Origin of the sequence: Flavobacterium rhamnosi (assembly GCF_048286515.1) — a bacterium.
Lineage (GTDB): Bacteria > Bacteroidota > Bacteroidia > Flavobacteriales > Flavobacteriaceae > Flavobacterium.
The window spans coordinates 17,234-43,613 of record NZ_JBLVPS010000029.1 but is presented as its reverse complement, the minus strand read 5'-3'; the positions used below and the strand labels follow the sequence as shown (position 1 = coordinate 43,613).

The 26,380-nt window shown below is 33.1% G+C and carries 23 protein-coding genes and 1 tRNA gene; 11 read left to right on the top strand and 13 right to left on the bottom strand.

The window, feature by feature from the left end; translation table 11 throughout:
- Positions 1-915: ISAon1 family transposase (locus ACNQGN_RS17215; protein ID WP_417989066.1), on the top strand; the 915-nt coding region annotated here is incomplete at its 5' end.
- A gap of 128 nt (positions 916-1,043) precedes the next feature.
- Here ACNQGN_RS17215 and ACNQGN_RS17210 read toward each other — a convergent pair.
- Positions 1,044-1,121 (bottom strand) — tRNA-Val (locus tag ACNQGN_RS17210).
- 183 nt (positions 1,122-1,304) lie between these two features.
- Here ACNQGN_RS17210 and ACNQGN_RS17205 point away from each other — a divergent pair.
- The gene (locus ACNQGN_RS17205) at positions 1,305-3,092 is read left to right on the top strand and encodes an ABC transporter ATP-binding protein (protein WP_417989065.1); all 1,788 of its coding nucleotides are present in this window, start codon (positions 1,305-1,307) and stop codon (positions 3,090-3,092) included.
- Between the two features lie 129 nt (positions 3,093-3,221).
- On the opposite strand, the gene ACNQGN_RS17200 is transcribed toward ACNQGN_RS17205, so the two are convergent.
- On the bottom strand, positions 3,222-4,391 hold the full coding sequence (locus ACNQGN_RS17200) for a proline dehydrogenase family protein (RefSeq protein WP_417989064.1): 1,170 nt from the start codon (positions 4,389-4,391) through the stop codon (positions 3,222-3,224).
- A gap of 92 nt (positions 4,392-4,483) precedes the next feature.
- On the opposite strand from ACNQGN_RS17200, the gene aroB reads away from it, so the two are divergent.
- From aroB to ACNQGN_RS17170, 6 genes are all read left to right on the top strand, one after another.
- Positions 4,484-5,551, top strand: a complete 1,068-nt coding sequence (gene aroB, locus ACNQGN_RS17195) for a 3-dehydroquinate synthase (protein ID WP_417989063.1) — start codon at positions 4,484-4,486, stop codon at positions 5,549-5,551.
- A 290-nt stretch (positions 5,552-5,841) separates the two neighbouring features.
- Entirely contained in the window at positions 5,842-7,242 is a 1,401-nt protein-coding gene (locus ACNQGN_RS17190) for a type III PLP-dependent enzyme domain-containing protein (RefSeq protein WP_417989062.1), read from the top strand.
- Positions 7,243-7,333: 91 nt separating this feature from the next.
- On the top strand, positions 7,334-8,305 hold the full coding sequence (locus ACNQGN_RS17185) for a deoxyhypusine synthase family protein (protein ID WP_417989061.1): 972 nt from the start codon (positions 7,334-7,336) through the stop codon (positions 8,303-8,305).
- A gap of 9 nt (positions 8,306-8,314) precedes the next feature.
- Positions 8,315-8,725, top strand: a complete 411-nt coding sequence (locus ACNQGN_RS17180) for a DNA primase (RefSeq protein ID WP_417989060.1) — start codon at positions 8,315-8,317, stop codon at positions 8,723-8,725.
- A gap of 82 nt (positions 8,726-8,807) precedes the next feature.
- Complete coding sequence (gene recQ / locus ACNQGN_RS17175) at positions 8,808-10,919, top strand: DNA helicase RecQ (protein ID WP_417989059.1); 2,112 nt, start codon at positions 8,808-8,810, stop codon at positions 10,917-10,919.
- A gap of 5 nt (positions 10,920-10,924) precedes the next feature.
- Positions 10,925-11,401, top strand: a complete 477-nt coding sequence (locus ACNQGN_RS17170; RefSeq protein WP_417989058.1) for a DNA-deoxyinosine glycosylase — start codon at positions 10,925-10,927, stop codon at positions 11,399-11,401.
- A 1-nt stretch (position 11,402) separates the two neighbouring features.
- On the opposite strand, the gene ACNQGN_RS17165 is transcribed toward ACNQGN_RS17170, so the two are convergent.
- The 4 genes from ACNQGN_RS17165 to ACNQGN_RS17150 all read right to left on the bottom strand — a co-directional run bounded on the left by ACNQGN_RS17165 (position 11,403) and on the right by ACNQGN_RS17150 (position 16,321).
- On the bottom strand, positions 11,403-11,918 hold the full coding sequence (locus ACNQGN_RS17165; RefSeq protein ID WP_417989057.1) for a DinB family protein: 516 nt from the start codon (positions 11,916-11,918) through the stop codon (positions 11,403-11,405).
- Positions 11,919-11,927: 9 nt separating this feature from the next.
- Positions 11,928-14,513: a phosphoenolpyruvate carboxylase gene (locus tag ACNQGN_RS17160; RefSeq protein WP_417989056.1), complete on the bottom strand. Its 2,586-nt coding sequence runs from the start codon at positions 14,511-14,513 to the stop codon at positions 11,928-11,930.
- 96 nt (positions 14,514-14,609) lie between these two features.
- On the bottom strand, positions 14,610-15,089 hold the full coding sequence (locus ACNQGN_RS17155) for an Lrp/AsnC family transcriptional regulator (RefSeq protein WP_035672404.1): 480 nt from the start codon (positions 15,087-15,089) through the stop codon (positions 14,610-14,612).
- Positions 15,090-15,166: 77 nt separating this feature from the next.
- On the bottom strand, positions 15,167-16,321 hold the full coding sequence (locus tag ACNQGN_RS17150; RefSeq protein ID WP_417989055.1) for a M14 family metallopeptidase: 1,155 nt from the start codon (positions 16,319-16,321) through the stop codon (positions 15,167-15,169).
- A gap of 311 nt (positions 16,322-16,632) precedes the next feature.
- Here ACNQGN_RS17150 and ACNQGN_RS17145 point away from each other — a divergent pair, with 311 nt between their 5' ends.
- The gene (locus ACNQGN_RS17145; protein WP_417989054.1) at positions 16,633-17,109 is read left to right on the top strand and encodes a helix-turn-helix domain-containing protein; all 477 of its coding nucleotides are present in this window, start codon (positions 16,633-16,635) and stop codon (positions 17,107-17,109) included.
- Between the two features lie 165 nt (positions 17,110-17,274).
- On the opposite strand, the gene ACNQGN_RS17140 is transcribed toward ACNQGN_RS17145, so the two are convergent.
- Entirely contained in the window at positions 17,275-17,829 is a 555-nt protein-coding gene (locus ACNQGN_RS17140; protein WP_417989053.1) for a 1-acyl-sn-glycerol-3-phosphate acyltransferase, read from the bottom strand.
- 62 nt (positions 17,830-17,891) lie between these two features.
- Here ACNQGN_RS17140 and ACNQGN_RS17135 point away from each other — a divergent pair, with 62 nt between their 5' ends.
- Both ACNQGN_RS17135 and ACNQGN_RS17130 read left to right on the top strand, forming a co-directional pair.
- Complete coding sequence (locus ACNQGN_RS17135) at positions 17,892-18,557, top strand: spermidine synthase (protein ID WP_417989052.1); 666 nt, start codon at positions 17,892-17,894, stop codon at positions 18,555-18,557.
- Between the two features lie 98 nt (positions 18,558-18,655).
- The gene (locus ACNQGN_RS17130) at positions 18,656-19,366 is read left to right on the top strand and encodes a potassium channel family protein (protein ID WP_417989051.1); all 711 of its coding nucleotides are present in this window, start codon (positions 18,656-18,658) and stop codon (positions 19,364-19,366) included.
- Between the two features lie 156 nt (positions 19,367-19,522).
- Here the strand turns inward: ACNQGN_RS17130 and ACNQGN_RS17125 are convergent, their stop codons facing one another.
- From ACNQGN_RS17125 to ACNQGN_RS17100, 6 genes are all read right to left on the bottom strand, one after another.
- Positions 19,523-20,923, bottom strand: coding sequence for a M16 family metallopeptidase (locus tag ACNQGN_RS17125; RefSeq protein WP_417989050.1), 1,401 nt, complete (start codon positions 20,921-20,923; stop codon positions 19,523-19,525).
- A 4-nt stretch (positions 20,924-20,927) separates the two neighbouring features.
- Positions 20,928-22,241 carry a M16 family metallopeptidase gene (locus tag ACNQGN_RS17120; protein ID WP_417989049.1) on the bottom strand — a complete coding sequence of 438 codons (1,314 nt, stop codon included), beginning with the start codon at positions 22,239-22,241 and terminating at the stop codon, positions 20,928-20,930.
- A 192-nt stretch (positions 22,242-22,433) separates the two neighbouring features.
- Entirely contained in the window at positions 22,434-23,159 is a 726-nt protein-coding gene (kdsB, locus tag ACNQGN_RS17115; RefSeq protein ID WP_417989048.1) for a 3-deoxy-manno-octulosonate cytidylyltransferase, read from the bottom strand.
- A gap of 53 nt (positions 23,160-23,212) precedes the next feature.
- The gene (locus ACNQGN_RS17110) at positions 23,213-23,890 is read right to left on the bottom strand and encodes a GNAT family N-acetyltransferase (RefSeq protein WP_417989047.1); all 678 of its coding nucleotides are present in this window, start codon (positions 23,888-23,890) and stop codon (positions 23,213-23,215) included.
- A gap of 86 nt (positions 23,891-23,976) precedes the next feature.
- A complete protein-coding gene (ygiD, locus tag ACNQGN_RS17105) occupies positions 23,977-24,807 on the bottom strand; it encodes a 4,5-DOPA-extradiol-dioxygenase (protein ID WP_417989046.1) in 831 nt (276 codons plus the stop codon).
- Between the two features lie 17 nt (positions 24,808-24,824).
- Positions 24,825-26,246, bottom strand: coding sequence for an ATP-dependent DNA helicase (locus ACNQGN_RS17100; RefSeq protein WP_417989045.1), 1,422 nt, complete (start codon positions 26,244-26,246; stop codon positions 24,825-24,827).
- Positions 26,247-26,380 lie beyond the last annotated feature (134 nt).

The following is a 26,380-nucleotide window of genomic DNA, read 5'->3' as shown; positions in this document are numbered from 1 at the left end:
CAACAATACAAAGATTTCTTAAGTGATTTCAAAGCCTGGGATCAACTACCACACGCCAAACAATGGCTTCTCTTTGCGAAAAACTTAGGCAAACGTTTATCAATAGATGAAACTTCATTCTCCAATGGCGAACTCTATACAATTTTAACCAACAAAGCAGGTAAAGGAAAGAAGGGGAGCATAGTTGCCATGATTGCCGGAACTAAAGCTAATGCTGTAATATCTATTATTGAAAGAATCCCTCTCAAACAGCGCAATCAAGTCACGGAGATTACATTGGACATGGCAGCAAATATGGGATTAATTGCCAAGAAATGTTTTCCAAATGCTGTACAGGTAACCGATCGCTTCCATGTTCAAAAACTAGCCCTGGAAGCCTTACAAGAAATCAGAATCAAATACCGTTGGCAAGCAATAGATCAGGAAAATGATGCTATAGAAAAAGCTAAAAAAGGGAATAGAAAGTTCGAATCTGAGGTGTTAACTAATGGAGACACCCTCAAGCAATTGCTAGCCAGAAGCCGTTATTTCCTATATAAAAACAAATCTAAATGGTCAGAAAATCAAATAGGTCGTGCTGCATTATTATTCCAATTGTATCCCGATATCCAAAAAGCATACGATTTAGCTCAGGATTTGAGAAATATATTTGAGAAAACAACAGATAAAATTATTGGGCTTTCAAGGTTAGCCAAATGGCATGAGAAAGTAAATCAATCTGGTTTCAAATCCTTTAATACTATCTCACGATCTATAGTAAATCATTATCAAACTATTTTAAACTATTTTGATAATAGGAGTACTAATGCTTCGGCGGAATCTTTCAATGCCAAAATAAAAGCATTTAGGGCACAATTTAGAGGAGTGAGAAACGTTGCATTTTTCCTTTTTAGGCTAACTAATATTTATGCTTAATTTTTGCTTCCCCACAGGTTTTAGGACTGATCCTTGATCCGTAACTTATCAATATTAAAGAAATTTCAAAATAATTTTCGAATCAAAAAAACCTCCAAAATCAAATGATTTTGGAGGTTTTTAAATTATGGTGGGCGATGAGGGGTTCGAACCCCCGACCCCCTCGGTGTAAACGAGGTGCTCTGAACCAGCTGAGCTAATCGCCCTTAACGGTGTGCAAATATACACCTCGAAATTGTATTTACAAGTAAATTATTAAAAAAAATAAACAAAAAAAAATATATTTTCCTTTCATGCTCTATAGCAGCACTTTAATTCTCTAATGAAACAGTACTGTTTTTTTGTAATGAGTCATTATAGTCATACATTTGCGATATAAATAATATTTAATGGCAAGATTCAAAGAAAACGATTTACCAAAATCAAAAATCACTGCAAGTTCTCTCACTAAAGCGACTATTATATTTCAATATGCGGGAAATCATCGTTGGAAATTTTATGTAGGTCTAATTTTTCTATTATTTACTGGAGCAACGGCATTGGCTTTTCCTAAATTAATGGGAATGCTAATTGATTGCGTAAAAAACAAAGATAATTCACAAGCGAATACTATTGCTTTAGGTTTAATTGCTATCTTATTTTTACAATCCATTTTTTCGTTTTTTCGATTGTATTTATTCGTCAATTTTACAGAACATACATTAGCGAATCTTAGATTATCATTATACAGTAATCTGGTTAAGCTACCGATGTCATTCTTTTCGCAAAAGCGTGTAGGGGAATTAAATAGTAGAATTAGTTCAGATATAACACAAATACAAGACACCCTAACTTCCACAATAGCGGAATTCTTAAGGCAATTCATTTTAATAATCGGCGGAGTTCTTTTGTTGGCGAATGAAAGTATCAAACTAACCTTGTTGATGTTATCAGTAGTACCGCTAGTAGCTGTCGCAGCCGTTATTTTTGGAAGATTTATCAGAAAATATTCAAAAAATGTTCAAGATAAAGTAGCCGAAAGTCAGGTTATAGTGGAAGAAACGATGCAAGGCATTAGTATTGTTAAAGCTTTCGCCAATGAATGGTACGAAATTGCTCGCTATAATGGCAAGATAAAAGAAGTAGTTAGAATAGCCATTAAAGGAGGAAAATATAGAGGATACTTTGCTTCATTCATTATTTTTTGTCTTTTTGGAGCTATTGTTGCCGTAGTTTGGTTTGGTGTTCGCCTGAGCATTAGTGGAGAAATGAGTGTAGGACAATTAATTTCGTTTGTATTGTACTCCACTTTTGTTGGAGCTTCATTTGGAGGGATTGCAGAACTTTATGCACAAATTCAAAAAGCAATCGGTGCAACTGAAAGAGTTTTTGAATTACTGGAAGAAACTCCCGAAAAAATTAATTCTGTTCAAAATGCAGCATCAGCCCATAAAATAAAAGGCAACGTTACCTTTAAAAATGTAGCTTTCAGTTACCATTCCAGAAAAGAAATTAAAGTATTAAAAGATGTTAGTTTTACTGCTAATTATGGGCAAAAAATAGCTATTGTAGGTCCAAGTGGAACTGGAAAATCGACTATTGCATCTTTATTATTACGTTTCTATAATATTGATAGTGGTGAAATATTGGTTGACGGCAAAAACATTTACGATTATGATTTAGAAAATCTTCGAGGAAATATGAGTATTGTTCCGCAAGATGTGATTTTATTTGGTGGAACCATCAAAGAAAATATTGCCTACGGAAAACCAGATGCTACTCAGGAAGAAATTCTTCTGGCAGCAAAACAAGCCAATGCCTTAAATTTCATTGAAGGTTTTCCTGAAAAATTCGAAACTATTGTTGGTGAACGAGGAATTAAACTTTCTGGCGGACAAAGACAACGAATTGCAATTGCTAGGGCATTACTGAAAAATCCAAGTATTTTGATTCTGGATGAAGCTACATCATCATTAGACAGTGAAAGCGAAAAACTAGTTCAAGAAGCATTAGAAATTTTAATGCAGGGAAGAACGAGTATCATTATTGCACATCGCCTTTCCACTATACGAAGCGCTGATCAAATTTTGGTTCTTGATAAAGGAAAAATCACCGAGCAAGGAACGCATCAGGAACTAATTGCTTTAGAAAATGGAATGTACAAAAATTTAAGCAACTTACAATTTAGCAACTCTTAGACTTCCTAAATTCCAATAAAAAAACTCCAGTCAGTCTATTAGTCTAGAATGGAGTTTTTCATTTGTATTCTTTTTGTATTTAAATCTTGCTTGTGGACTTTTTATTCAGCAAAACCTAAAAATATCATTTTATTTCCCTTTTCTTCTGTTTCGTTCCGCTTTTATCATTGATAATTCACGACTGGTTTGTCCGGCAACTGAAGTATTTTCTTCAGCACGACGAATCAAGTACGGCATAACATCTTTTACAGGGCCGAAAGGCAAATATTTAGCAACATTATAACCATGGGCGGCTAGATTATAACTAATATTGTCACTCATTCCGTACAATTGACCAAACCAGATTCTGTCATCAATAGTTTTGATTCCCTTTTCTTCCATCAATTCCATTAGAGTATAGGTGCTTAACTCGTTATGAGTACCTGCGAAAATAGACATAGTATCCAAATGGTCAATCATGTACCGTACTGCCGCATCATAATTTTCATCTGTAGCTTCTTTTGAAGCACATATTGGTGATGGGTAGCCTTTCTCTTCCGCACGTGCAATTTCTTTTTCCATGTATGCACCACGAACTAATTTCATACCTATAAAGAATCCTTCTTTTTTGGCTTGTTCATGCAATTTTTTCAAATAATCCATACGATCCCAACGATACATTTGCAACGTATTGAAAACTATTGGTTTTTCTCGATTGTACTTGCGCATCATGTCGGTAACTAAATCATCGGCGGCATCTTGCATCCAACTTTCTTCACCATCAATGAGCAGTGCTACATTTTTAGAATGTGCGTCCTTACAAACTATATCAAAACGTTCCACTACCCTATCCCATTCTGCCTGTTCGTCAGAAGTTAAGATTTGCTTTTCTCCTAATTTTTCATACAATTCAAAACGTCCAAATCCGGTTGGTTTAAAAACGGCAAAAGGAATCGCTTTACGCTCTTTGGCAAATTCTATCGTTTTTAAAGTCATCTCTAGAGCAGCATCAAACTGATCTTCTTCTTCTTTTCCTTCTACGGAATAATCCAAAACCGATGAAACTCCTTTGGTAAACATTTTATCAACTACAGAAAGACAATCAACCTCATTAACTCCGCCGCAAAAATGATCAAAAACTGTAGCGCGAATCAAACCTTCTACAGGAAGATTTGCTTTCAATGCAAAATTAGTAACAGCGGTCCCTATTCGAACTAAAGGCTGATTATCAATCATTTTGAAAAGAAAATAAGCTCTATCGAGTTCGGTATCGCTTTTTAATGCAAATGCAACTTGTGTATTATTGAATATTTTTTCCATTTTTTGTGATATTTTTGTACAAATATAGATAGAGTTTTGAATATTATTCAGCAAAAATTACCTTATTTTGCCCTTTCAATTAATCAATAAAGATGCAATCAATTCAAGCCAACAATTATCCGATTCATTTCAACGAAAAAGCATACGAAGCATTAAACCTTCATTTAAAAGAAAACAAGTATTCCAACCTATTTATTATTGTCGACAGCAATACAAATGAGTTTTGTTTGCCAAAATTTTTACCCTTTTTAGAAACGGAGCTTACTATTGAAATCATTGAGTTTGAAGCAGGAGAACAAAATAAAAATATAGAAACCTGTGTTCAAATTTGGAATGTTTTAACTGAACTTGGTGCTGATAGAAAAAGTCTTGTAATTAATTTAGGTGGTGGTGTTGTTACTGATCTAGGTGGATTTGTTGCTTCAACATTCAAGAGAGGAGTTGATTTTATTCACATCCCTACTACCTTATTATCCATGGTTGATGCTTCTGTTGGAGGTAAAAACGGCGTTGATTTAGGCAATTTAAAAAACCAAATCGGAGTTATCAATGTACCTGTAATGGTTCTTATTGACACGCAGTATCTTGCTTCGTTGCCACAAAATGAAATGCGTTCCGGTCTTGCGGAAATGCTTAAACATGGTTTGATATACGACAAAGAATATTGGGAACAATTTCTTGATTTGAAAGCTATCGATTTTGCAGATTTTGATGAATTAATTTATCGTTCTGTCGAAATAAAAAACGAAATTGTAAAGCAAGATCCAACTGAAAAAAACATTAGAAAATCATTGAATTTCGGTCATACTCTTGGTCATGCGATTGAAAGCTATTTTCTAGAAAGCGAATCCAAAACTACTTTATTGCACGGAGAAGCGATTGCGGTAGGAATGATATTGGAAAGTTATATTTCATTGCATAAAAATTTGATCAGTCAAGAGGAGTATTTTCAAATAAAATCAACTATCAAGACTATATATGACGACATTATTTTTGAAGAAAATGATATCGATCCTATTCTAAAATTGCTTATTCACGACAAAAAAAATGAATACGGTAACATCCAGTTTGCATTGATCGAAGGTATCGGAAAAATAAAAATCAATCAATCGGTTGAGAATGAATTAATTCTTAAAGCGTTCTTGGATTATAAATCTTAATTATTTTTTTTATAAAAAGGATTGCGTTACGTATATAATATTTTTTACATTTGCTGCGATGAAAAAAAGTCAAAACAAGAGAAATTATAGTTCTAAGAAAAACCAAAACAATATGTCTTTTTTAAGAATATTGAAACGTTTTTATTCTATCAAAGGAAACTTTAGTTTTGATCTTTTTCAATATTTTAAAGCAGATAATGAAAAGCTTCAAATAATTTATGCAAATATCAGAGTCTGAATTTTAGATTATTTATTTTTACGTACATTTAATCTAAAATCCTGAAAACTAAATGAATACAAAATATTCTGATCTAATAAATCAAACCTATTACTTTCCACAAGAAGAATTTACTTTAAACAAAGACAATCTTCAGTTTCACAATATTGATTTGATGAAACTAGTGGAGAAATATGGTACGCCATTAAAATTCACTTATTTACCACAAATTTCCAACAACATTAACAAAGCCAAAAGCTGGTTTCGTAAATCGATGGAGAAAAACAAATACGAGGCAAAATACTATTATTGTTATTGTACAAAAAGTTCTCATTTTGAATTTATCATGAATGAAGCTTTTAAGAATAACATTCATATTGAAACTTCCTCTGCTTTTGACATTAATATTGTTGAAAATTTACTGGAAAACGGCAAAATCAATAAAAGTACTTATATCATTTGTAATGGTTTTAAAAGAGATCAATACATTGAAAACATAGCTCGATTAGTAAATAACGGACATAAAAATGCTATTCCGATTATTGATAATTATGAAGAACTAGATTTGCTTCAAGGTCAAATAAAAGGGAAATTCAAAATTGGAATTCGTATTGCTGCCGAGGAAGAACCTAAATTTGAGTTCTATACTTCAAGATTAGGAATTGGATACAAAAACATCGTTCCTTTTTATAAAAAAGAAATCAAAGAAAATAAAAAACTGGAACTTAAAATGTTGCACTTTTTTATCAATACTGGTATAAATGATAATGCATATTACTGGAATGAGTTAGTAAAATGTATCAAAGTTTATGTTGCATTAAAAAAAGAATGTCCTACATTAGATGGATTGAATATTGGTGGTGGTTTTCCAATCAAAAACTCATTGGCATTTGAATACGATTACCAATACATGATTGACGAAATTATCAATCAGATAAAAATTGCCTGCGACGAAGCGGAAGTTGATGTCCCGAATATCTTCACAGAATTTGGATCCTTTACAGTTGGTGAAAGCGGTGGTGCAATTTATCAGATATTGTATCAAAAGCAACAAAATGATAGAGAAAAATGGAATATGATCGATTCCTCTTTTATCACGACTTTGCCGGATACATGGGCTATTAACAAACGTTTTATCATGTTAGCAGTAAATCGCTGGAATGATACTTACGAAAGAGTTTTGTTGGGCGGGCTGACCTGTGATAGTGATGATTATTACAATTCTGAGCAAAATATGAATGCTATATATTTGCCCAAATACAACAAGGAGAAACCCTTATATATTGGATTTTTTAACACTGGAGCCTATCAGGAAACCATTGGTGGCTATGGTGGTTTACACCACTGTTTGATTCCACAACCCAAACACATACTAATAGACAGAGATGAAAACGGGATTTTAGCAACTGAGGTTTTTTCAGAGCAGCAAACTTCCGATGATGTTTTAAAAATATTAGGTTACGACAAAAAATAAATTTTAATTATACAATTACTCAATTTAAAAATTCGTTAAATTTGAAATACAAATTCAATGTTTCGATTTTTAAATCTTTAAATTTAAAAAAATGAGCAAAGGACCAATCAGTCAGTTTATTGAGAAGCATTACCTGCATTTCAACGCTGCATCTTTAGTTGACGCAGCTAAGGCTTACGAACAACAATTAGCTAATGGTGCAAAAATGATGGTGAGCATGGCTGGTGCTATGAGTACAGCGGAGATTGGAAAGATCTTTGCAGAAATTATTCGTCAGGACAAAGTTCAGATTATTTCTTGTACAGGAGCAAATCTTGAAGAAGACATTATGAATTTAGTAGCTCATTCTCATTATGAAAGAGTTCCAAATTATAGAGATTTAACTCCTCAGGACGAGTGGGATTTATTAGAAAGAGGTTTAAACAGAGTTACCGACACTTGCATTCCAGAACATGAAGCATTCCGTCGTTTACAAAAACATATCTACAAAATTTGGAAAGATGCTGATGATAAAGGAGAAAGATATTTTCCACATGAGTTTATGTATAAAATGTTACTTTCAGGAGTTCTTGAAGAATATTATGAAATTGACTTGAAAGACAGTTGGATGTATGCAGCTGCAGAGAAAAATTTACCTATTATTGTTCCTGGATGGGAAGATAGTACGATGGGAAATATTTTTGCATCCTACGTTATCAAAGGGGAATTGAAAGCGTCAACAATGAAATCGGGTATTGAATACATGGTTTTCTTATCTGACTGGTACCCTAAAAACAGTACTAATGGTGTAGGTTTCTTCCAGATTGGTGGAGGAATTGCAGGAGATTTCCCAATATGTGTTGTACCAATGTTATACCAAGATATGGAAATGCACGACATTCCGTTTTGGAGTTATTTTTGTCAGATTTCAGATTCAACAACCAGTTATGGTTCTTACTCTGGAGCGGTACCGAATGAAAAAATTACTTGGGGTAAATTAGATATAAAAACTCCAAAGTTTATTATTGAGTCCGATGCTACCATTGTAGCACCTTTAATTTTCGCTTATTTATTAGATTTATAGAATAACTTTATGAAAAGAGTAATAGTTGATTACGCAAAACTTACTAATGAAATTTTGAACCTTTTGGTAGAAAAATTTCCTGAAGGATATGATGATTCAAACATTATCCGTTTTAGAAATGCTAAAAATGAATTGATAGAAGCTGTCGAAGTACGTACCGAAGACACTATTTATTTAGTAAAAGTCAGTACAAAATTAGCAGACAGAATTGAAAATTATGACGAGGATGATGACATCGATGCAGTTGTTGAACCAATAAGCGGTTTAGAACTTGATGATGATGACGCTATCGATGACGACGACGATGATGCTATAGACAAACCAGATTCTGACGCTGGAGATGATGATGGAGACGATGACGACGATGATATTGAGGATAAAGCAACATCGGACGATGACGATGAGGATGATGAAGATTAATTCAAGACTTCAATAAAAATAAAAGGAACTCCCAAACGAGTTCCTTTTTTTGTTAATTTAGAATTCAAAATATACGCCAAAAATGACTCCAGCGATTCTGCATGCCAAACTTAAGGAAAACTTCGGTTTCGAAAAATTCCGACCCAATCAGGAAGACATAATAAATTGTGTGCTTTTTGGTCAGGATACTTTGGCTATTATGCCGACAGGTGGTGGTAAATCAATCTGTTTTCAATTGCCAGCATTAATTTTTCCCGGAATAACAATCGTTATCTCTCCGCTAATTGCCTTGATGAAAGATCAGGTAGACAGTCTTAAAGCGAACGGTATAAATGCCTGTTATATAAATAGCAGCCAAACCGAAGCCGAACGCCAATTTTATATTGAAAGCTTAAAAACCAACATTATAAAATTAGTTTACATTGCTCCGGAAAGCTTATCGTATCTTGACAACGTTTTCAATAGTTTAACCGTAAGTCTTATTGCTATTGACGAAGCCCATTGCATTTCCGCTTGGGGACACGATTTCCGTCCCGCTTATACGAATTTGGGTTATCTAAAAAATCGCTTTCCTTCTACTCCAATCTTAGCTTTAACTGCAACTGCTGATAAAGCTACTCGTAAGGATATTAGCCGGCAATTAAATCTAATCAACCCTAAAATATTCGTGGCTTCTTTTGATAGAAAAAACCTAAGTTTAGAAGTTCGCCCAGCATTAGACCGAGTAAAGCAGATTATAGATTTCATCCAAGAAAAGCCAAACGAATCAGGTATAGTTTATTGCTTAAGCAGAAAAACAACGGAAGAACTTGCTGAAAAACTACAAAAAACCGGAATTAATGCAAAAGCCTATCATGCCGGTTTAGACACTAAAATTCGTTCTACAACCCAAGACGAGTTCATTAATGATGATTGTCAGGTCGTTTGCGCTACCATAGCTTTTGGAATGGGCATTGATAAATCTAATGTGCGATGGGTTATTCATTATAACTTACCTAAAAATATTGAGGGTTATTATCAGGAAATTGGTCGTGCCGGCCGAGATGGGTTACCTTCAGAAACCATATTATTTGAAAGTTACGGCGATGTCATTCAGTTGCAAAAATTTGCTTCCCAGGGTTTAAACGCCGAAGTACAGCTTGCCAAGCTAGAACGAATGAAACAGTATGCGGACGCGTTAAGTTGTCGCAGAAAAATTTTACTTTCTTATTTTGGAGAACTGGTTACAGAGAATTGTGGAAATTGTGATATCTGCAAAAATCCACCCTCCTTTTTCGATGGGACAGTTATTGCCCAAAAAGCATTGTCAGCTATAATACGACTGCAAGAAACCGAATCATTGCCAGTAATCATTGATTTCTTGCGGGGCTCAAAAAACGCTTATATCTATGAAAAAGAGTATCAAAATTTAAAAACATATGGTGTTGGCATCGATCTATCGTGGTTTGATTGGAATCAATACCTGATTCAACTTATAAATCTTGGGTATTGCGAAATTGCCTTTCATCAGCAAAACAAAATTAAACTGACTGCCTTTGCAAAAAAAGTCTTGTTTGAAGAAGAAAAAGTGCTGTTGACAACTGTTCAGAAAATAAATATCGACAAGCAAGAAGCAAAAGAAGTAAAAAGCAAATCTACCGTAAATTCACTATTTGAGACATTGCGAAAACTTCGTTACGAAATATCTAAAGAAGAATCTGTTCCGGCCTATGTTATTTTTAGTGATGCGGCTTTACGCCAAATGGAAACCGAAAGACCAACAAGCGACCAAGAATTACTGGCAATAGATGGTGTTGGGAAAGCAAAACTAGAAAAATACGGTGATCCGTTTATAAAAACTATCATTGCTTTTCAAAAATCTAAAGTTGTTAAGAAAAAGAAAGAGGCCACCACTTACAAAGAAACATTGGAATTGTACCAAAACGGATTATCTGCTGAAGAAATTTCTAAAAAGCGAAAATTAGGCTTGAGTACGATTATGTCCCATTTGGCTAAATTATATCTTGATGGAGCCCCAATTGACTTAAACCCCTTTATATCAAAAGAAGAAGTATCTCATATTGCTGAAGCACAAGTAAAATTGGAATCTCCGGTTGCATTGAAACCCTATTTCGATTATTTTGAAGAGAAAATGGATTACGGAAAAATTAGGTTAGCATTAGCCATACTTGAAAAAGAAAACGCTGTACTCTAAAAAACATGATACAATCATTCTCCTCTTTTGTAAATGCTACAACTGAAATTTTGATTTTAGGAACAATGCCTGGTATAGCCTCTCTCGAAAAGCAGGAATATTATGCGCACAAAAGAAATCATTTTTGGAAAATAATGTACCGAATATTAGGTGATTTACCTCAATCCGAACTTTTTGAAGAAAAAATACAATTACTTCAAGATAAAAAAATTGGATTGTGGGATGTATTGAAAAATTGTGAAAGAAAAGGGAGTTTGGATATCCACATCAAAAATCAAAAAGAAAATGATTTTGAAACCCTGTTCAAGGAATTCCCAGCAATCAGTAAAATTATATTTAACGGAAAAGAAAGTCATAAGTACTTTCTCAAAAAATTCGGGCAAATAAAAGGCATCACGTATTATGTGATGCCTTCAACTAGTCCTGCTAATACAATGTCTTTTGAAAACAAGTTAAAAATCTGGTCAACTAGTTTCGAATAAGCTATAAATACCTTTCTTGAAAAACCTTTTGATGATGTTTTTGATGACCAATCAGGATAAACCCTATTGCACGAACTGAAATAGAAGCATTAGAGGCAGTTCCAATTCTCTTTAACTGTTCTTCTGAAAAACTTTTAAAAAGAAACAAATTAGAATGTCTAACGGCTGATAATTCTTCCAATAAGTTCTGTATACCTCTGTCATTAGCATTCGTATTATTTACATAGTCGTTTTCTTCAAAACCAGGTAATGGTGTTTTATCACTTCTGGAAATTCGCAACGCACGATACGAAAATATTCTTTCTGTATCAATGATGTGTTGAATAATATCTTTGATTGTCCACTTACCTTCGGCATATGTATAGTCAAACTTATCCATCGGAATATTTTGTACAAAACGAATAAAATCATGAAGACAAATCTCCAGTTCTTCAATCATTTCAACATTTCCGGCATCCTTAATATAGGTTGCATTAAATTCAGAATATTCAATTACAGGCAATTGATCTGTTTTCATTTTTTACAATTAAGCTGAATTTCTACTTGCGTTTGTATTTCCAAAAAGAGAACGTGTTACAATTTTCTCATACACTTTAATCAAGTCTATATCTGGGTTTTTCTCTTTATTAATTTCATTGATTCTCAATAAAGCATATTGCTGTATTGTCAACAATGGCAATACGATATGCTCTCTTATTTGTATAGAAGCTTTACCATCAGGATAATTCTCCATTAATTCCTTATGCCCTGCAATTTTCAAAAGTAAACGCTTTGTCTCTAAAAATTCATCATAGATAATTTGCCAAAAAGCTCCAAATTCAGGATCTTTTTTCATGTAAGCTGTTAGCGGGAAAAATGATTTTGCCAGTGACATCATACTGTTTTCCAACAAGGTTTTAAAGAACAAAGAATTATCATATAAATCCTGAACTTTATCCCATTGCTCTGTATCTTCAAAATGTTTTAACGCAGATCCTACTCCGAAAAAACCTGGCACATTTTGTTTTAATTGGCTCCAAGAACCAACAAAAGGAATCGCTCGTAAATCAGCAAAATCTAAACTTTCTGACTTACTTCTTTTGGATGGACGACTTCCAATATTTGTTTTTGCATAGTATTTCAAAGTACTCATTTGCTCCAAATAAGGGATAAATTTAGGATGATTCTTAAAACTCAAATATTTCTCGTACCCTAATCCTGCCAGTTGATCTAAAATACCTTTCTCATTCGTTGATAATTCATTTTGACCTTTACTAAAAACCTGATTGGTTACACCGGCACTTAATAAATTCTCTAAATTGTAACGACAAGAATCCAAAGTTCCAAAATTAGAACTTATTGTTTGCCCTTGTACTGTAACCTGAATCTCATTATTTTCGATATTTGGACCTAATGAAGCATAAAATTTATGCGTTTTCCCACCACCACGAGCTGGAGGACCACCACGTCCATCAAAGAAAATAGCTTTTATACCGTATTTTCTAGAGATTTCAGTAAGTTCTTCTTTGGCCTTGTAAATACTCCAATTCGCCATTAAATAGCCTCCATCTTTCGTACCATCAGAAAAACCAAGCATTATCGTTTGCTTATTATTTCTGTTCACCAAATGTTCCGCATACGCAGGATTGGTATATAATTTTTCCATGATAGCATGTGCATTTTGCAAATCGTCAACAGATTCAAAAAGCGGAATAATATCGACAGATGGGCTCTCCCAGTTGCTCAAACGGAACAATGCGAAGGTTTCCATTACATTAAGTGCACTTTCATTATTACTGATAATATAACGATTTGCGCCAAATTCTCCATTATTTTCCTGTATTGTTTTTATTGCCTGAATAGATTCAATAGTTGATCTGGTCATTTCATTATTAAATACTTCTGGATTTAAATCTCCATTAACATTAGAAAGAACAGCAAACTTCTCCTCTTCTGATAATTCAAAATAATTCTCAGGAAAAACAGCCGGATGTGAATTTAAATAAAATTCTACAACATCATTAAAGACGGCATCGTGAATTTTACTGTTTTGACGAATATCCAAAGAGGCAAAATGAAAACCAAATAAATTTACTTTAATTAAAAGCGCATCCAACTCGTCAAGATATAAAGATTGATGCTGATCTATAATTATTTGTTTTATTTTTTTTAATTGTGACTTAAACTCCTCCAAAGTGATAAAAATCTCTCCTTGTGAATAAAAAACAGAACGATAAAGTTTAAATTCAAGTTCTGACACTAAAGTGTCTACATCCGAGAACGTTAACTTACGTTTTAAATTTCTCATTTCAATGTAATAACATTTCAATATAGAAGTTCTCAAACGCTCTGCGACTTTTAAAGTAATCTCTGTAGTCACAAATGGATTTCCATCACGGTCTCCACCTGGCCAAAAACCTAGCTTAATTAATGGATTTTTAATAGAATTTCCATGAAAAATATTCTTTTGAAGATAATGTACCATTTCTCCAGAAGTTTTATAAAATACATTTTCAAGATACCAGATCAAACTCACCGCTTCATCGAATGGATTTGGTTTTTCATTTTGAATGAAAGGAGTCTTTCCTAACTGAGCTAACAATTGCTTAATATCCAGTAAGTTATTTTTTCTAATAGCATCCGTCAAATCATTAATAATACCCAGAACTGCTCCTGGATAGAACTGTGTTGGATGCGCTGTCAAAACAGTTCTGACATTGAAATCTTCTAAGAAATTAATCAATTCCTCTTCTTTATCTTTAGCATCTGCTTTCTCCTTGATATCCCTCAACGAGCCTCTTCCCTCCATATTATTAACTGCAGGAAAAGCAGCATCTTCAATAGCATCAAACAAAACAATCTGACGTTCAATATATTGAATGAAACGAAACATCAAATCAATTTTATCTGTTTCTGAAGCGTTGTGTAAATATCTTTTTGCAAAAAAATCGACAATTTCTTTAGGTGTTTCTTGTTTTTTAAAACCTGTATCACAAACATCTGTAAACAAAGGAAGCAAAACGCCTGTATTGTCTATAGAATCAAAAGGTAATGTAATAAAAACACTATTATAAATGTGATATTTCGAAAGAACATCTTGATTAAAGCGTTCTATTTTAGGCAGCGTGTACATAATTCAGTTGTAGTTGGTTTAGTTACTTAATTTATCATAAAAAAACCCCAAGAATAAACTTGAGGTTATATTTTAGAATATAGCGTTCAAGATTAATTACATATTTTTAAAAATAGTATGCATTAGGCGCTTCTTATCATTTATACTTTCTTCTAGGGAAATCATAGTTTCTGTTCTGTAAACGCCTTCTATATCGTCAATCATAAAGATAACATCCTTAGCATGTTTAGTGTCTTTAGCTCTGATTTTACAGAAAATATTAAATTTACCTGTTGTTACAGACGCAACTGTTACATAAGGAATTTCATTAATACGCTCTAAAACAAATTTTGTTTGAGACGTATTGTTAAGAAAAACACCTACATATGCAATAAAAGAATATCCTAATTTGTCATAATCCAGAACTAATGAAGATCCCATTATAATTCCTGCATCTTCCATTTTTTTTACTCTAACATGCACCGTTCCCGCAGAAATTAACAATTTTTTTGCTATATCTGTAAATGGAACTCTTGTGTTGTCTATCAACATATCTAATATCTGGTGATCTACTTCATCTAAACGAAACTTACTCATATTTCTTTAATTAATATTAATATTTGCTATTACAAAGTATAAAAATATACATAAAAATTAATAAAACGATATAAATATTATACTTTTATCATTCCGTTAACAAATTTTATGTTATTATCTAAGCAAAAATCAGCTTTTTGATTTAATTTCGGAAAATTATCATAGTCATCTTTATATACCGCTCCTTTAGCATCATACACGTAATGACCAAAATGATTTTCTAATTCGCCAATTTGTGAAATGTAGGCGTTAAAGTAAATCTGATTTTCAAATAACTCTTCTTTGTATTGTGCTGCAAAATTGGTGATTTTTTCAATACCATCATAATTTATTCTGATGTTTTTGTACATTAAATCATAAAAAACGACTTTATTTTGAGGAATATTCAAATATTTATTAATTCCATTGTCAACTATAACGTTTTCGCTAAGTGTCGTAAAACTAGAAATTAGCGCCATAAAAACAAATTTTCTTGTCTCCTCCCTGTCATAATCATTTGCAAAATGTCCAGCTTCAAATAACAAAGTCGGAACACCTAAATATTGAAAAGTATCTCCGATACAATTTATATTAAAAGAATCATCAAAACGCCCTACTTGATTTGGTAAATAATGTTGTAATATGTCATTTATTGCTACGATTAAATTAATTGCTTTTAATCTGGATTCATTTATCTCTCGCTCTTCATTATAAGAAGGCGCTAAAAACGATAATGTAGCAGGTTTTCCTGTATCACTAACCCCGAATATAGTGCGCTGATCATGGAGATTAAAGCAATAATCAGGCTTGAAAGATTCGAAAGTTGCTCTTAATATCTTGCTTTCAGGTTGCGAAAGGCTTTGAGAGTCACGATTGAGATCTACTTTATTCGCATTTTCGCGCGTATATAAAGTTGCTCCGTCAGGATTTAACATTGGAATACTACAAAAAGTAAAGTTCGCCAACAATTGTTGCGCTAAGTCTGAACCACCATTAAGCACATTTAAGAAATCAAAAAGCGCTTTGGTAGTAGTACTTTCATTTCCGTGCATTTGAGACCAAAGGAAAATTTTGGTTTGACCTTCTCCAATTTGATACGAATAAACTGGTTTTCCAAGAACTGATTTTCCAATAATTTTTAGCTGACTATTGGTGTTTAATTTCTGCAATAAAGGCTCGATTGAATCTAAAGTAAGATAACGACCACGGATCGATTCTTCTTTATATTGACTGAATAATTGTTCTAAATTCATGCTATACTATTTGATTTACAAAAGTAAACATCTTTGTATTTACATTTGTAAACAGAATTAATTTGAATTATTTCAATGATGTAAACACTTTTCTTATTCTTCCCTTGACACATCAACTTCCTTTAATTGACAAATGTTACGTAAAATAAAAATCAACTTTAACTAATTATTTATCAATTATTTAGATTAATCTATTAAAACACTAAGTTTATGTAAATTACTAGAATAAACACTATTTACACTTGTAATTTTGGTGCTTTCGCTTAATTTAGTTACATTTGTAAATCGATTATTTTTAATCCCAATTTACAATGGTAAACATAGAAGATTTTATAAAAAGACTAGAAATTATACTGGATTACTACGGTCTGAACGCCTCCTCTTTTGCAGATAAAATTGGCGTACAACGTTCGAGTTTGTCTCACCTACTTTCAGGAAGAAACAAACCAAGTCTAGATTTTATCCTTAAAATTTTAGACGTTTTTCCTGATGTTGATTTGTATTGGATTTTGAATGGAAAAGGAACATTTCCAAAAAACACAGAGCATCTCAATAAGAAAGAAAATGCATTAGAAGAGGTTGAAACGCAAAATAGCGCTGCCCCTTTAAACCACGAAATTATTGCTGAAAATTTATTCTCGGAAATTAAAAATGCGAATCCGATAAATGCGATGGAAACAAAAAAAATGGAAAGTCAAAATATAACAAAAGAAACTGCTTCAAGTGAAATTGATAAGATTGTCATTTTTTACAAAAATGGAACTTTCAAAAGCTATGTTCCTGATTAAAAAAACAAGCCAGATTCCGCGCCAAGTTTAATTCTATCGGGTAGATAGAATCATTATCACTCGAATGTGAATACGACGATTTAAATTCTGGATTTCTAAATAAATTTTTCCTTAGTATAATTTTAGAGATTTAATTCCCCATACTTGAAATGAAACTTTTTAACTTTATTCTAATGAATATCCTTTTTCAGGAATTTTACCTTCAACGCCTATATAATGTTTTTTTAAAATAAGAATATCATCTTCTAAATTTCCTGAAGGTATTAATGGATTCCCTAGTTTCACTTCTTTTTTACTAAAATCAAAAGCAACAGGGATTATGGGAACATTTGCTTTTAAGGCAATATAATAAAATCCAGTTTTCAATTCGCTTACTTTTTCACGGGTCCCTTCAGGTGCTACGGCTAAACGAAAAATTTCTTTTCGTTGAAAAATTGCTGCAATTGAATCCACTTTATTCAATCCACCAGTGCGATCTAAAGGTTCACCGCCCATATAGCTAAAATAAAATCCAAAAGGAAAACGAAACAATTCCTTTTTTCCAACCCAGTTCATTTCCAATCCAGTTATTCCTCTGGTAAAAATCCCCAAATAAAAATCATGTGCACTCGTGTGTGGCATGACCATCATGACACATTTTTTGATATTCGCATCAATTGTCCCAACTATTTTCCAACCCATTAGCTTGAAAAATATCCATTTATAAAATTGTTTCTTCATTCTTCAATTCTTTCCTACAAAATAAATAATTAATATGGTAATTTTGGGTAAAACTGTCAGCAATGATTAAAAAAATAATTAGTTATTTAATTCCAATAAAAATTTATCAATCGAAATCTTCATTAAGTAAATCAATTGAAGTGACCTGGTCCAATGGTGAGCTGGTTTTAGATTCTGAAAATGCCAATTATTCCTATGGGAGTCTACAACGTATTTTAAGAATAGGCTTAAAAAATATCGGTTATGAAAAAATAGCCACTATGGAACATATTCTCGTTTTGGGTGTTGCTGGAGGCAGTGTTATAAAAACTTTGACAGAAGAAATTGAATTTAAAGGAAAAATTACGGGAGTTGAAATTGATTCCGATATAATTAAGGTCGCGAATAAATATTTTGCCTTAGATAAAATATCCCAACTCGATATTGTTATTGAAGACGCATTTGAATTTGTTTTGAAAACCAAAAATAAATATGATTTGATCATAATTGATATCTTCCAAGACACAACAATGCCAAATTTTCTGTTTGAATCATTTTTCGTCAGCCGTGTCTGTTTTCTTTTAAGAAGTCGAGGTTTTATTCTTTTCAATACTATGATTTTGAATGAAAGTCAAAATAGAAGAAATCAAAAGTATGTTTCCGAATTTTATGAGAATCAATTTCAAATCAAAACCATTCCTAGAGTTGAAGTTCATAATGAATTAATTCTAATTGAAAAATTAACTTAAAACAGTAAATGTTGTCTCTAAAAATTTGCAATCCATACTATTCAAGCAACGCAATTATTTTGTACTCTTACAATAATGTATCTAATCCTTTTGTGTGAATGAAAAAAATTTTAAGAAAATTGCTTCTGGGAAAAATGTCAACTGGCCTTAAGCCCAAATTTAATCCCCTTCAAAAACGGATTCAAAATATTCATTCTATTTGGAATAACGATCATCAGGAAGATAATGGAATAGAAAAAATAGTACGGCTGATTCTTGCCTCCTCACAATTGCTTTTCCCTGGAATTTATATAAAATATTGGGCCAGCAAAAAAGGAGTTGAATATCAGGATTTAGCTTTAGATTGCTATGTATTGCTAAAAGTTGTTTTTCCGATATTGATTTTAATAAATCATTGGCAAAGCCAGGAATGGATTATTTGGATTCTTGTTTATGTTTTTTTAGAAACCGTTTTTTATATTCCAACATTGATTTTCGCATCTGATTTATTCTCAAAACCCCGTTCCTATAAAAGGTCAATGCTATTACTGTTTTTTAATTATTTAGAGATTGCATTTGCGTATGCGGTGTTCTATTCTTGTGACAGTTATTTGAACAAAGCTTTTACACATTGGTTCGATGCGATTTATTTTAGTATCGTCACCTCCTCTTCTATTGGTTATGGGGATTATTTTCCAATTACCACAATCGGAAAATTTCTAGTTACTACCCAAGCATTATTATTTTTATTTTTCATTGTGCTTTTCCTGAATTTTTTCTCCACCAAAATAAAAACCAAGGGCTATTTTGATCATGAAAATCTGGAGTAACGATTAAAATAATTTCTGGCTTAAAGCACTTTTACATAAATTAGTTTAGTATTTCGGTTATAGTAAGAATTTTGATGTACATATCTCAAATTACTAAAGAAACATAGCGATTTATTCCAAAAAAATAGGGGAACCTAATCCCCAATTTTCCTTTTATTAATTTACTTTTTTTATATCATCCTTTATTTCCAGTTCGATAACTTTTCCATATTTTTCAGCAATCTTTCTAATGTCTTCTGATTTTCCTACAAGTACAAATTGTAACTTATCTTTAGGGAAATATTTGGCAATAATGTGGTTGGCTTTTGCCAAATCCAGGCTATCAACATTTTTTTCAAAATTATCGATGAAAGATTTATCAAAATTATACCAAAACATTTGAGAAAGCAGGTTCGCTAATTGTTCTGTCGTTTCATAGCGTGGAGGAAACTGCCCTTTCACATAGTTTTTGGCTGAACTTAATGCTTTTTCATCAATACCATTTACATGTAATTTATTTAGTACTTCCAAAGCCTTATCAATTGCTTGCTGTGTCGTTTTAACAGCTGTAAAAGTGCTGATGGCAAAAGAACCACCATTCTTCAAAGCACTAAATCTGCTTGAAGCACCATAGGTCAAGCCCGAATTTACTCTAAGTTCATCATTTAACATAGAAGTAAAACGTCCTCCAAATAATGTATTAACAACATCAATAGCCACATAATCAGGATTGTTTCTGTTTACTCCTGGTGCGCCAATATAAAATGTAGTCTCCTTTGCATCGTCTTTATTGACTAAAAATACTTTATTTTCAGTAGGAATGCTAATCGGTTTTGATGCTGGGTTTTCTGCTACTTTTGGTGATTTTTCCCAGCCAGAAAACAACTTGGCTAGTTTTGCTTTCATATCACTAGTAGTAAAATCTCCAACGATACTTATCACAGCATTATTAGGTTTGTAATTTGTTTTATAAAAATCCTTAATATCATTAACCGTTAATTTGCTAACCGTAGAATTATTTCCACTTAAAACATTACCATAGACATGATTACCGTACAAAAGTGAATCAAAATAAGCACCTATTACGGATCTTGGACTTTCTTTTTGTTGTTCCAATGTGACTAATAAACGACTTTTTTCTTTTTCAAACTCGGTAGCATCAAAAATAGGATTCAGTACTATTTCTTTAATAATAGTGAGTACTTTGTCTTTATCCTTAGCTGCAAATTTCGAAGAAAGCCCTGAAAATTCCTTGGAAGCATAAGTGCTTACATCAGCTCCTATGAAGTCCAACTCTTCATCTAACTTTACCTTCGTAAAATTTTCAGTACCATGTTTAAGAGCTATAGCGGTTATTGATGCTAAACCTGCTTCATCATCATCATAAATTGCACCGGCTGGCAGAATGGCTGAAACACTAATAACAGGAACATCATGTTGCTCCATTAGGTTAATGGTGAGACCGTTTGGCAATTTAAAAGTGGTGTAATTTGGTAATTTAAAGCCCTGCGCCGATAGATTTGCACTAGTAATCATCAGTACACAGAATAAGATAAGTTTTTGATTGATCTGTTTCATAAAGTTAATCTTCTACATTTGTTTTTAATACACCTACGGTTCTGTTACTTTTTGTAAAATATTTTTTGGCAACATTCTGCACATCAGCTACAGTAATTTTATTATAGTTAGCCGGTGCATTGAACATTTTTCGATAATCTCCAAAAAACACTTCGTAAGTACCTATATTATTTGACTTTCCATCAATGGTTTCCACCTGCGAGTAGAATTCCATTAGTTTCTGGTTTTTTATTTTCTGAAGTTCGTTTTCACTGATACCATCCTTTTTTATTTTTTCAATCTCATTATAAATTGCCTGTTCTAGGTCAGCCTCTTTAACATCTTTATTAGCTACAGCATATATATTGAAAAGCTTAGGGTCAAAACTATCTCCGAAATCAGTAAATACCTGTGTGGCTAGTTCTTTTTGATCTACTAATGAACTATACAACCGTGATGAATTCCCACTTGACAGAACAGAACTAAGAATATTCAATGCATAGTAATCCTCATTTTTAGACTCTGGAGTATGATACCCAATCATGAGATATGGGGTTGCTACTTCTTTTTTAACAACTATTCTTCTTTCCCCGGTTTGAATAGGTTCCACAATGTGGACTTTAGGCGGAGCTGCCTGTGCCGGAATAGGTTCCAAGTATTTTTTAGCAAATTCTTTAACTTGTTCCATTTTGATTGCGCCAGAAACTACTACCACGCAGTTGTTTGGAGCATAATACGTTCTAAAATAGCGTTCCAGATCCTGTTGTGTCCAGTTTTTCATGTCATCTTCGTACCCAATAACTGGCCAATGGTAGGGATGTTCCTGAAAAGCGGTTGCCTGCACAGACTGCGACAATAGACGCCATGGAGAGTTTTCTAGACCAGTACGACGTTCACTTAATACCACACCTCTTTCACTTTCTACCATAACAGGATCAATACTCAAGCTGGAAATTCTATCCCCTTCAAGATCAAATATAACTTCAGATGCTGATGCCGGAAACCAGTTAGAATAAACTGTGACATTTTCAGTAGTGTATGCATTATTAGCGCCACCGTTAAATTCCATGGTTTGGTCAAAGCTCTTTGGACCATATTTTTTAGCTCCATTGAACATCATGTGTTCAAAAAAATGAGAAAGTCCAGTGATGCCTTGGTATTCGTTTCGGCTTCCCACCTTATAAAACAAATACATATTGGCATTTGGAATTGAAAAATCCTCCACAACCAGAAACTTCATTCCGTTTGTTAGTGTAAACGTTTTTACATCATCCGCTTTCATTTGTGCCTGTGCATAGACGGATCCCAAAAGAATAAGATGCAGCATTATTTTTTTCATAAGTCAATAAATTAGTTAGGTTAAAACTACTACATTTTATTGATTATTTAAAATTTTACAACAATACTATTAAACGAAGACGTATTTATAACACCTATGTGAAGTAAAAAATTAGTTTTTATTTTTTTGTCTCGAATTCACTAAATTTTTCTAAATAGTTCTGAAGAACATTTAGTGAATTCGCTCCTCGTACTAAAGCATTTTTCTTGCTTTTTCTAAATCTTCAGGAGTATCAATTCCGATCCCGACGTGTGCTGTTTCAACCATTTTAATCCGTTTTCCAAATTCCAGATAACGCAATTGCTCCAATTTTTCGGATGCTTCCAATGATTTCATCGGTAAATGATAAAAATCTAAAAGTGCTTGTTTTCGAAACGCGTAAATCCCGATGTGCTGCATATAGCGAACGCCCACATTTTTCTCTCTGGGATACGGAATTACGGAACGCGAAAAGTACAAAGCAAATCCATTCTGATCTACTACTACTTTTACATTGTTGGGATTATTAATATCTTCTTCATTTTTAATTTCACGCATTAAAGAAGCCAAATCAACTTTTTCATCCAAATCATTTCTAAAAACTTCAATCACTTTTGCCAAAGGTTCCGCATCAATAAATGGTTCGTCTCCCTGCACATTAATTACAATATCTACGTCCAGGTTTTCGACTGCTTCTGCAATTCGATCACTCCCCGACTCGTGTTCTTTAATGCTTCGAATGGCTTTTCCTCCGTGGGAAACGATTTCGTCATAAATTAAGTCCGAATCGGTTACCACAAAAACATCATCAAACAATTGGGTATTAATTGCTGCTTCATAAGTTCTTAGAATTACCGTTTTGCCTCCTAAATCCTGCATCAGTTTAGCGGGAAATCTTGTGGAAGCGTAACGTGCGGGAATGACTGCTATTATTTTCATTTTTATTATTTTAATTTTACCACAAAGACACTATGTTGCAAAGTTTTATTTTTTTAATCTATATTCCAAAAACTAATTTTTCGGCGAATTTCGAAACCTAATTTTTCATAAAGTTGTATTGCTCCTACATTATCTTCAATCACATGTAAATAAGGAGTCTTATTTTGATTGAAGATTTCATTTACAGTATGGGAAACTAATTGTTTTGCGTATCCTTTTCCAATGTGGTCGGGATTTGTGACTACTGCACTTATTTCGATAAAATCATTCATTTGCATGCGCTCTCCGGTTACGGCTACAAGAGTGTCATTTTTAAAAATACCGTAATAATTGCCTAATACAGCGGTTTTTCTTTTAAAATAACCCGGTTGCACCAAGTTGACCAACTCCTGTAAGGCATCGCTATGTTGGTCCGTAAGTTTTACTATTTGTTCCTTATTTTCAATTTCGATTCTATCATAAACAATCATTTGAAGACAGACAACTTCTTTATTTAACTTCAGTAGATTTGAAAGTTCTGGTTTGTCTCCAACAATAAAAAAATCATCCACTTTTGTAGCGTATTCATCGATAGACTTTGAAATCGCATTTCTTATTATAAAACCGCCAAACGGACAATAATCAGGATGATAGAATTTTATATTGCCATAATCTACTGCAAAACATTGATGCGATTCTGATAACGAAAACCAAACCGGATTATCTAATTTATAATGGTCTTTTACTTTCACAATAGTTAATTTTGGAGATTGGCTTTAGGATTAGCCTTAATCCTTCGAAGGAATGCCAAATATAATATTTATTTCACAAAATCATTCTACATGATCTTCACTGAAGTCATACTCAACGAACCCGCTAATAATTTATCATTAAATAAACTGAGCTCTTCTGTTTTTCCTTTTAATCCCAAAGTATAAATCAAAGGCAAATAATGTTCTGGTGTAGGAATCGCTAACTGAAACGCTTTGCTTTGTTTTTCAAAATCAACCAATGGCTGAAAATTCCCATCCAGTAAATAATTATTTACACTTTCCTTAACTTCAATTGCCCAATCATAACCGTAATTGTCTTTGTCGAAATTACGAAAATCAACTAACCCTAGATTATGAACAATATTTCCACTGCCTACAATCAGAATTCCTTTGGTACGCAACGCACTTAGTTTTTGTGCCAGTTCAAAATGATATTGTCCGGATTTTGTATAATCAATACTCAACTGAATCACAGGTACATTGGCCTGGGGATATAAATGCTTAATAACACTCCAAGCTCCGTGATCCAGCCCCCAATGTTCATCCAGTTCTACGTCTATGGGTGCCAATAATTCTTTGGTTTCTAATGCTAATTCAGGGCTTCCTTTTGCTGGATATTGCACGTCAAACAGCGCCTGCGGAAAACCTCCAAAATCGTGAATCGTTCGTGGCATTTCCATTGCTGTTACTTTGGTTCCTTTGGTAAACCAGTGCGCCGAAATACACAAAATGGCATTCGGTTGGGGTAACGTTTTAGCCAGATTTCGAAAACCAATTACAAACTGATTTTCCTCAATGGCATTCATAGGACTGCCATGTCCCAAAAACAAAACAGGCATTTTTTCAGTATTTGAAAAAGAACCTGCTATTTTATGTAAGTCGTTTAGTGTATTCATCATTGTAATTTAAAAAATTAGTCTTCAAAATTCTCATCCTTAAAACCTATCAAATATAATTTATTTTTGGCTCGGGTCATCGCAGTGTACAGCCAGCGGATGTAATCTCTATTGATGCCATCTGGCAAATACGGTTGTTCTATAAAAACGGTATTCCATTGACCACCTTGTGATTTATGACAGGTTATTGCATATGAAAATTTAACCTGCAAACCATTGAAATATTCATTGGCTTTTACTTTCTGAAATTGGTTATACTTCGTTTCACCTTCATAGTCCTTCAAAACTTCCTGATACAATCGATTTGATTCTTCATACGTTAAAGATGGCGATTCACTTTTTATAGTGTCCATTAATAAAACGGTTTCAAACGGAATCTGATTGGGGTAATCAATCATTCGGATTTTTACTTTAGCAAACTTAAAACCGTACAGTTCTTTGATGTTGAAAATTTCCAATATTTCAATGATATCACCATTGGCTATAAAACCTGCTTCATCAGAATCTTTTAACCAAAAATAATTGTTCTTTACCACCATCAGGAAATCGCCTGTTGATAGTTCACTTTCTTTATCGAGGATTTTAGTGCGGATTTGCTCATTATATTGATTTGCTCTTTTATTAGAACGAACAATAAATGCCGTATCTTCAATACTATAATTACTATAGGCGGAATTGATGGCATCCTGAATATCATAACCATCAGTCAAGCGCACAATATCTTTAAATTTTTTGAGATCAAATTTGAATTCATTTATAAAGGAGTCTTTCAATAATTCCCGAAGCTCCGTAGCGTTATGTAAAATACCGGAACTTTCTTCCTGACGCATGACTTCGTCTAGCTCGATATGTTCCACTTCCTTGTCATAATTCATTCCCAAAGTACGAATGTCCAAAGCAGGACTGATATCTAAATTCACAGGGGGTAACTGAGCGGTATCTCCCAATAAAATCATTTTACAATTACTCCCTGAATATACATACGAAATCAAATCATCAAGCAAGGAACCGTTTTCATACAACTTAGAATCGGAATTGGTATCCGAAATCATAGAAGCTTCATCGACTATAAAAATGGTATTTTTATGTTTGTTTTGCTGCAATGTAAAGGAAACGCCTCCACCGGAGGATTTCTTAGGAAAATAGATCTTTTTATGAATCGTAAAAGCAGGTTTATTCGAGTAATTGGAAATCACTTTGGCCGCACGACCTGTTGGCGCCAGCAGAACATATTTTTTACTGATGTCTAATAAACTATTTACAATTGTAGAAATCACAGTCGTTTTTCCCGTTCCTGCGTATCCTTTTAGCACAAAAATGGTATTGTTATCGGCTTCGGTTAAAAAAATAGCGATTTTTTGAAAAAAAATATCTTGTTTATACGTTGGCTGAAAAGGAAATTTTTTCTGTAAAAGGCTGTAAAACAAGGAGGAATTCATGTGGAGTTGATTACTATAAATGAACATCAAATATAAGTATGAAAATCGAGGCAATCGCATAAATTGGCATTAGAATCAAAAAAAATTGTAAGTTTGTCACCGCATTTAATTCTTGTAGAATATATAAGGTATAA